Annotated in this window: 4 protein-coding genes; 1 reads left to right on the top strand and 3 read right to left on the bottom strand. The window is 76.1% G+C overall.

The genetic code is table 11. The features are described from left to right. Positions 1-19: 19 nt before the first annotated feature. The 3 genes from EW117_RS30245 to EW117_RS17905 are packed head-to-tail and all read right to left on the bottom strand — an operon-like array spanning position 20 to position 4,769. The gene (locus EW117_RS30245) at positions 20-3,493 is read right to left on the bottom strand and encodes an ATP-binding protein (protein WP_242504356.1); all 3,474 of its coding nucleotides are present in this window, start codon (positions 3,491-3,493) and stop codon (positions 20-22) included. Further along, on the bottom strand, positions 3,490-4,371 hold the full coding sequence (locus tag EW117_RS17900; RefSeq protein WP_129788064.1) for a DUF3027 domain-containing protein: 882 nt from the start codon (positions 4,369-4,371) through the stop codon (positions 3,490-3,492). The genes EW117_RS30245 and EW117_RS17900 overlap by 4 nt, the downstream gene beginning before the upstream one ends. Positions 4,372-4,394: 23 nt before the next feature. Beyond that, positions 4,395-4,769, bottom strand: coding sequence for a cold-shock protein (locus EW117_RS17905; protein ID WP_129788065.1), 375 nt, complete (start codon positions 4,767-4,769; stop codon positions 4,395-4,397). A gap of 351 nt (positions 4,770-5,120) precedes the next feature. Between EW117_RS17905 and EW117_RS17910 the strand changes: the two genes are divergently transcribed. Then, the coding region (locus EW117_RS17910; protein ID WP_129788066.1) for a helicase-associated domain-containing protein at positions 5,121-7,272 on the top strand (2,152 nt) is incomplete at its 3' end.

A 7,272-nucleotide genomic window follows, 5' to 3' on the forward strand; every position in this document is an offset into this window, starting at 1 on the left:
GGCCGAGGCTGACCTTGATTCAGCAGGTCAGCTCGCGGTCCCAGGCACGCTCCGCGCTCAGCTCCTCCGCACGTGACGGGTCGCGCAACGCGGCCTCCAAAAGGAGCGGGTCCGCGCCCGACAGCTCGGCCAGCGCTCGAGCGAGGCCCTCGGGCGAGACCGCGTGCGCGACGCCGGACCCGCCCGCGCCGTCGGGCGCCTCGGACACCCACCATGCGACCTGCTTGCCCTCGACCGTCAACGGCTCGTGCCGCTGCCAGGTTGGCGGCGCGCCCGGCGCGAGCGCCCGCACTCGCGGGTCCAGCTCGACGGATTCCCCCGGTTCGTCGGGCACGACGTCGGAACCGCCCTCGTACGGGAGGTCGAGCAGGTCGGCCAGCGCCTCGGCGACGTCGGCCGGGGCGGGGACGACCGGGCCGAGCTGGGCCCATCGGGCCGAGGCGGCGACCACGAGGTCGTCGGTGCTCTCGACCGTGACCCCGGCCGGCCCGAGCGCGGGCAGCCGGGCCGGGGTGATGGCGCGCGCGTCGTCGGCGCGGGCGAGCGCGGCCAGGCCCGCCCAGACGGCGCGCGCGACGTCGGCGGGCAGTGTCGGCCGCTCCTCCCCCTGCGGCTCGGGCAGCCGCTCCAGGACGGCTGGCCAGAGGTGTCTGGGCAGGTCAGCCAGGTTTTGGAGCCCGCCGAGCGCAACCAGGACGGCGTCGTCGAGCCCGGAAGTCACGAGCGGGGCGGGCGGTAGCAGGGGCGTGTCTCCGAGCGCGAACGGCGCACCCATCCGGCGTCGCAGGAACCACGCCGTGTACGACGCCGCCTCTCGGCCCGGAGCATCCGGCGAGCGCACCGGGGTCAGGAGCGCGCGGCGCAGGCGGGGGTCGGCGGAAACCCTGTCGAGGGCCGCTGAGAGCGTGTCCGCTGTGCCCCGGAGCGCGTCGAGGTCGGATACCGCCTCGACGTCGCCGACCCATGCGCCCGGGCCGAGCTCGTCCGCGAGATGTTCGAGGTACTCGTCCCAGTCGGCGAGCCAGCCGGCGGGGTCGTCGGGACCGTAGTCGGCCTCGTCGCCGTCGGCCGTCAGGACGTCGGCCATGCGGTAGACGCCCAGGTCGGCGCGGGCACCGGCCGCGGCGAGCGCGTCGCCGCCCCAGCGTTCGACGACGTCGTCGCGCACCAGGACGAGGTCCAGGTTCCGGGCCGCCCAACTGCCGGGCAGCGCCGCCTCGCGCAGCGGCACGACGTCGCCGTCCGCCGCCACGGGCAGTTCCCCCAGCCAGAACGGGAGGTCGTCGGGACCCGTCTCGGCGACCGCGAACCGAACCAGCTCCAGCACCGCCGCGACGGTCTCCGCGGGACCCGGCTCGCCGAGGCGGTCGACGTCGCCCTCGTCGAGCACGTCCTCCGCGGCGGCGAGCGCCGTCGACCGGACGGCGGCGTCGGCGAGCAGCCCGCGCGGCGTGGTGAGCGAGGCGCCGGCGCGTTCCAGGAGGGGATGCGCGGCGTCCGGGTGCACCACGCGGACCCCGAGCGCGCGGACGATCTCGGCGAGGCGCGGGGCGTCGAGCAGCACGGTCCCCCGAGCGCCCCGGGTCACCCGGCCGTCCGCGAGCGGGAGCGGCGCCCCGGCGACCGCCTCGAGCACAGCGGGCTCCCCGGCGTGCGCTACCAGCGCATCGAGGGCCGCGCGGACGACGGCAGGATCGGGCGGGAGCGCCTCGACCAGGTCGGCGAGGTCGACGGGGGAAGCGCCGAGCGAGCGTGCCAGCGCCTGGTGCCGCGTCGGCACGGTGACCAGGGCTGCCGGGGCTCCGGCGGCCAGCGCCGCGGCGAGCGCCGGGTCCTCGCCGAGGGGTCCGGCGAGGAAGGCCGCGTGCCGGGGCGCCACGCGCTGCGCCGCTCGGGGCGGCAGTCCCGGCGTGCTCAGCCACAGCAGCGGGGTGTCGCGCAGGGCGTCGTCGGCCGACGCGCGGATCGCGGCGTCGACGTCGCTCGCGGGCAGCCCGGTCGGCACCAGCCCGAGGACGTCGCGCTCCACGCCGAGCTCGCCCAGGAGTGCGGCGTACGCGCGGCCGGCCTCGGCGGCCACCCGCTCCGTCGTCGGCCCGGGGAGCACGCTCCGCCGTCCCGGGTCCACCGGGAACGATGCGATGAGCAGCGCCGGGAACGAGAGCCGGACGTCCGTGGGCGTCGGGGCGTGCAGGACCGCGCTCTCCGCCGCGCGCCTCCCCGTCGTGGGCAGCGCCCAGAGCACCGACCAGTCCGCACGGCGCGCCTCGGTCGGCAGCGTGCTGTCCGGGTCCAGCACCCCGGATGTCCGGTGCACGCGCCACCGCGCTGCGACGTCGCGCAGCACGCGCGGACTCGCCGACGGCGCGGCGTCCGACGGCTCAGAACCCGGATGACCTGCGAAGTCGTCCTCGATCACCACCTCGTCGAGTGCGGGGAGGGCGAGCAGCAGGGCGTCGTCGAGTGCCGCGAGCTGTGCGCGGACGGCGGCCACGGCGTCGGCATCGCGCAGCACGAGCTCGACCACGGTGTCCGGCTCGTCCGGTGCGGTGCCGGCCGCGGGGAACGGGAGCCGGAGCACGGGCAGTGCGTCGCCGCGCGCGCGGGCCTCGTCCCGGAACCCGGCCGTTCGCACGCCGTCCGTGCCGAGATCGGTCGGTTGCACGGCGGCCGACGCGAGATCGGTCGGTTGCCCTGAGATCGGTCCAACGATTGACCGATCTGGAGGCAAGGGACCGACCTCGCGGTCACCGGGCGACAAGGGACCAAGCTCGGCGTCGGTGCGCGCCGACGGACCGACCTCGGCATCGCCCGCGGACACCGGCCCCAGCCCGAGCTCCGACCGCGTCGCGGCGAGCGAGAACCGCACCCCGCCGGGCCGCGAGCGAACCAGGATCTCGTCCGAGACGGACCGCACCGCGGCGAACCCGACGCCGAAGCGCCCGACGACACCAACCGCGACGCCAGCGTCGGCGACACCACCGCCAACACCGCCGACGCCAGCGACCGCATCAGCAAGGACAGCCTCGTCCGCGCCCGCAGACCGGCCAGAACTCGCCGACACCTTCGCAGAGGCCCGCAGCGAAGCCAGCGACGCGACGCCGTCGGCGTCGAGCGGCGCACCCGTGTTCGCGGCGATCAACCGCCAGCCCCCCGCGTCTGCAGCGTCACCACGGGCCTCACCGCTACCGGCCTCGCCACCGGACACGCCACCGGACACGCCACCGGACACGCCACCGGACACGCCACGACCAGGCTCGCCGCCTCGAGGCCGCACAGGCTCCAACCGCAGCGTCAGCCGTCCGGGAACCCCGGCGCGAGCGGCGGCATCCGCCGCGTTCTGCGCGAGCTCCACCACCACGCGGTCGCGGTAGTAGCCGCGCGCGTGGTCCTCCTCGGAGTTCGCGTCCTCCCGGAAGCGGGTCGGCGACGCGCGCCACGCCTCGGTCACCGCGCGCCGCAGCGCGCCGGTGCCGAAGGGGTCGTGGGTCACGCGGGGGATTCGCCCTCGCTGCCCGGGGTCTCGACAGGCTCGACCACCGGAGCAGCAGGCTCGGCCACCGCGTCCGCAGCCTGGGCCGGGGCGATCTCCACGTCGTGCTCGTCGATCAGCGGCGCGGGCGCCGGCCAGTCGGTCGGATGCTCCTCCACGTCCGTCTCCGAGTGCGCGCCGCAGCCGTGGTCGAGGGAGACCACCTTGCCGTCGTCGGGCGACCACTCGTTGGCGCACACCCCGAACAGCTGGCCCATCGAGCCGGACAGCGGGATGAGGAACGCGCAGCTCATGCACTCGGCGGCCGCCGCGACGGCACCCGCAGTCGTGGGACCTCGCGTGCCGCGGTACCAGCGCTCGGCGGCCTCGGCCCGACCCTGCGGGGACAGCACGCGGGCGCGGGCGAGCGCGAGCTCGTCGATCGCCACCTCGTCCACCTCGGGGTCACCCGTCGGGGTGTACCCGGGCTCGAGCCGCGGGTCGTCGGCGCGGAACGGCAGCACGTCGCCCGGGCCGACATCGCCAGGACGCAGGCGCTCGGACCACGGCAGCCAGGCGGGGGCGAGGATCGCCTCGTCGCCCGGCAGCAGCTCGACCTCGCTGATGGTGGCGGTCCGGCCGCGCGGCACGCGCGTCACCGTGACCGTCCAGTGCCAGCCGCGGTAGCCCCGCATGGTCGCCGCGAAGCGGTGCGAGACCACCCGCTCGTCCTCGAAGAGGGTGCCGAGGTGCTCCCCGACGTCGTCCGGTCGCTCAGCCACCTCCTGTGCGGCGGCGCGCGCGAGCTCGGCGGCGCCGTTCAGCACGGCGTCTCGGCTCGAGCGTGCGGCGACCCGCCGGGTGGGCGTTCGGGTGGCGGGCGCGATGGTCGTGGCCATGTTCCTCGGGACCTCGTGGGGGTTCAGGCGTCGAAGTCGTCTGCGACCTTGCGCAGCATCTTGGCGAGCGTCTCCGGGTTCTTCGGATAACGCCCCTTGCGCAGATCATTTGCCACACGGTCCAGCATCTGCGTGAGATCGCCGACGAGCACAGCCATGTCGTCGGCGGGCTTCCGCTTGGCCTTCGCTACCGACGGCGCGGAGTCGAGCACCTTGACCGCGAGCGCCTGCGGGCCGCGGCGGCCGTCGGCCACCCCGAAGTCCACGCGCGCGCCGGGCTTGGGCACCACACCCTGGGGCAGGGCGGAGGCATGCAGAAATACCTCGCCTCCGTCCTCGCTGGCGATGAAACCGAAACCTTTGTCGGTGTCGAACCACTTGACCTTGCCGGTGGGCACTGCGACCTTCTTCTGTGCTTGTCGATACTGCTCGTGGAGACTGCTGATGACGGCCGTGGCTGCTGCGAGCTGAGCGCGCCACCTCGGCCGGAAGTACCAGGTTACCGGGCGGATGCCTGCCGCGTCGCATGCATTGGCTGCTCTTCGCCCGCGAGCAGTGCCCGAGGCCCGTTCCGCACCGCCCGAACGCCCGCCGTCAGGCCCCGATCCCGAGGCCCGCGGCGAGCGCCCGCTTCGGCATCGCGCCGACGCCCGGAGCGAAGGTCTGCCGCCGCAGAGCACAGGGCTGACGGCGGCCGGGGCGTGGAACAGCCGGACTCCGACCCAGGAAACCCGCGTAGCATCGTCAGGATGGCCTCCTCGCTCCCCGCAGCGCCGGCGGCGGCCACGCGGCACTTCGCCGACGACCTCCGGCAGCGCTCGGACACCGCGCTCGCCGCGCTCCTGCGCGCCCGTCCTGATCTCGCCACACCCTCCCCCTCGACGCTCCGCTCGCTCGCTGCCCGCGCGTCGAGCCGCACCTCGCTCGAACGCGCCCTCGCGCGCGCCGACGCCCTGACCCTGCAGGTCCTCGAGGCGGTGCTCGCCCTCGAGCCGGTCTTCCGCCGGCTGCCCGACTCCCGGAGCTCCCACGAGGTGCCGGAGCGGGGCGAGGCCGCGTCGTCGGGTGGGGGCGCCGGCGGGTCTCCGCTGCCCGGCCCGCTCAGTGCCGAGGTGATCACCTGGGCGCTGGGCGGGTCCCCGACGGACCGGCCCCGCGTCGAGATGGCGATCCGCCGGGCGGTCGAGCAGGCGCTGCTCTGGGACACCCGGTCCGGGCAGGATGCCGAACCGGCCGCGCCCCTCGACCTGCGCACTGTGCCCGGCCTCGACGAGCTGCTCGGGCCCAACCCAGCGGGCCTGGGCCCGCACCTCGACCCCGTCCCGGACGGCCTGCCCGAGGCGGTGGGTCACGCGCTCGGCGCCGCGCCGGACCGGACCAGGACCACGGCCGCGCTCGACAAGCTCCTCGCCGGGGCTCCGCCCGGTGCCCGCGCGATCCTGGACGCGCTCGCCTGGGGTCCGCCGGTCGGCGTCGTACCGCCTGCCGGGACCCGGCCGCGCGACGCCGTGAACTGGCTGGTCACCGAGCATCTGCTGGTCCGGTCGGACGCGCGGCACGTGGTGCTGCCGCGTTTGGTCGGCCTGGCGCTCCGCGATGGGCACACCCACCGCGAGCCACGCACGCTGCCGCCCGAGCCGCAGGGCCGCACCGTGCACACGGCCACCGCCGATGCGGAGGCGGCGAGCGCGGCGCTCGAGCTCGTCCGGCGGGTTCGCCTGCTGCGCCAGTCCTGGGACGAGAACCCGCCGTCGGTCCTGCGGGCGGGCGGCCTGGGCGTACGCGACCTGCGCAGGGTTGCCGCCCAGCTCGAGACGGACGAGCGCGCGACGGCGTTCGTCGTCGAGGTGGCGGCCCTCGCGGGCCTGGTGCGGGACGACGGCGAGGCGCCGCCGTCGTACGTGCCGACCGTGACCGACTGGGACGACCTGGACGACGCCGCCCGCTGGGCGCGGCTCGTCGAGGCCTGGCTGGCCTCCCGCCGCGCGCCGTGGCTGGTGGGCTCGCGGGACGACAAGGGGGCGCTCCGGGCGCCGCTGTCGCCGGACCTGCAGCGGCCGTGGGTGCCGCGCCTGCGGAACGGCGTGCTCGGGGTGCTGGCGGCCGAGCCGGCCGGTGACACCGTGCTCGCCCCGACGCCGGAGGCGGTGGTCGAGGTGCTGACCTGGCACACGCCCCGCTCCGTGCCGCCTGCGAGCGCCGTCGAGGGTCTGCTGTACGAGGCCGAGTGGCTGGGCGTGACGGGCGCCGGGGCCCTGTCGACGCCGGGCCGCGCGCTACTGCTCAGCCCGCCCACTCCATCCGACGTGTCAGACCCACAGGTCACTCGGGTGACCCGTGCGTCTGACACGTCGCCTGCCGGGGATCTCGCCGCGGCGCTGCGTGCGGTTCTCCCGCACGAGGTGGACGAGATCCTGCTCCAGGGTGACCTCACGGGGATCGTCCCCGGCCGGCCGTCGCGCGAGCTCGCGCGGCTGCTGGAGCGCGCGACGGACATCGAGTCGCGCGGCGCCGCGACGACCGTGCGGTTCAGCCCGGCGTCCGTCACCCGGGCGCTCGACCAGGGCGAGACCGCCGACGGCATGCTCGACGAGCTGGCCCACCGGTCCCCCGTGCCTGTCCCGCAGCCCCTGGAGTACCTGGTCCGCGACACCGCTCGACGGCACGGCGCGGTGCGGGTGGGTTCGGCGTCGTCGTACCTGCGGGCGGCCGACGCGACGGTGCTGGCCGGCCTGGAGCACGACCCGACGCTCGTCGGGCTGGGGCTGGTGCGGCTCGCGCCGACCGTGCTCGCGGCGTCCGTCCCGGCCGCCACGCTGCACGAGGCGCTGCGCAACCGTGGCCTGGTCTCGGCCCTCGAGGGCCCCGACGGGCGCGTGCTCGTCGCCCGCCGGGGCGTGA

The organism is Promicromonospora panici, from assembly GCF_900608595.1.
GTDB classification, from domain to species: Bacteria; Actinomycetota; Actinomycetes; order Actinomycetales; family Cellulomonadaceae; genus Promicromonospora; species Promicromonospora panici.

Coding starts and splice junctions, on each gene's coding strand:
- EW117_RS17900 (WP_129788064.1), bottom strand. CDS start 4,371: ATGGCCACGACCATCGCGCCCGCCACCCGAACGCCCACCCGGCGGGTC.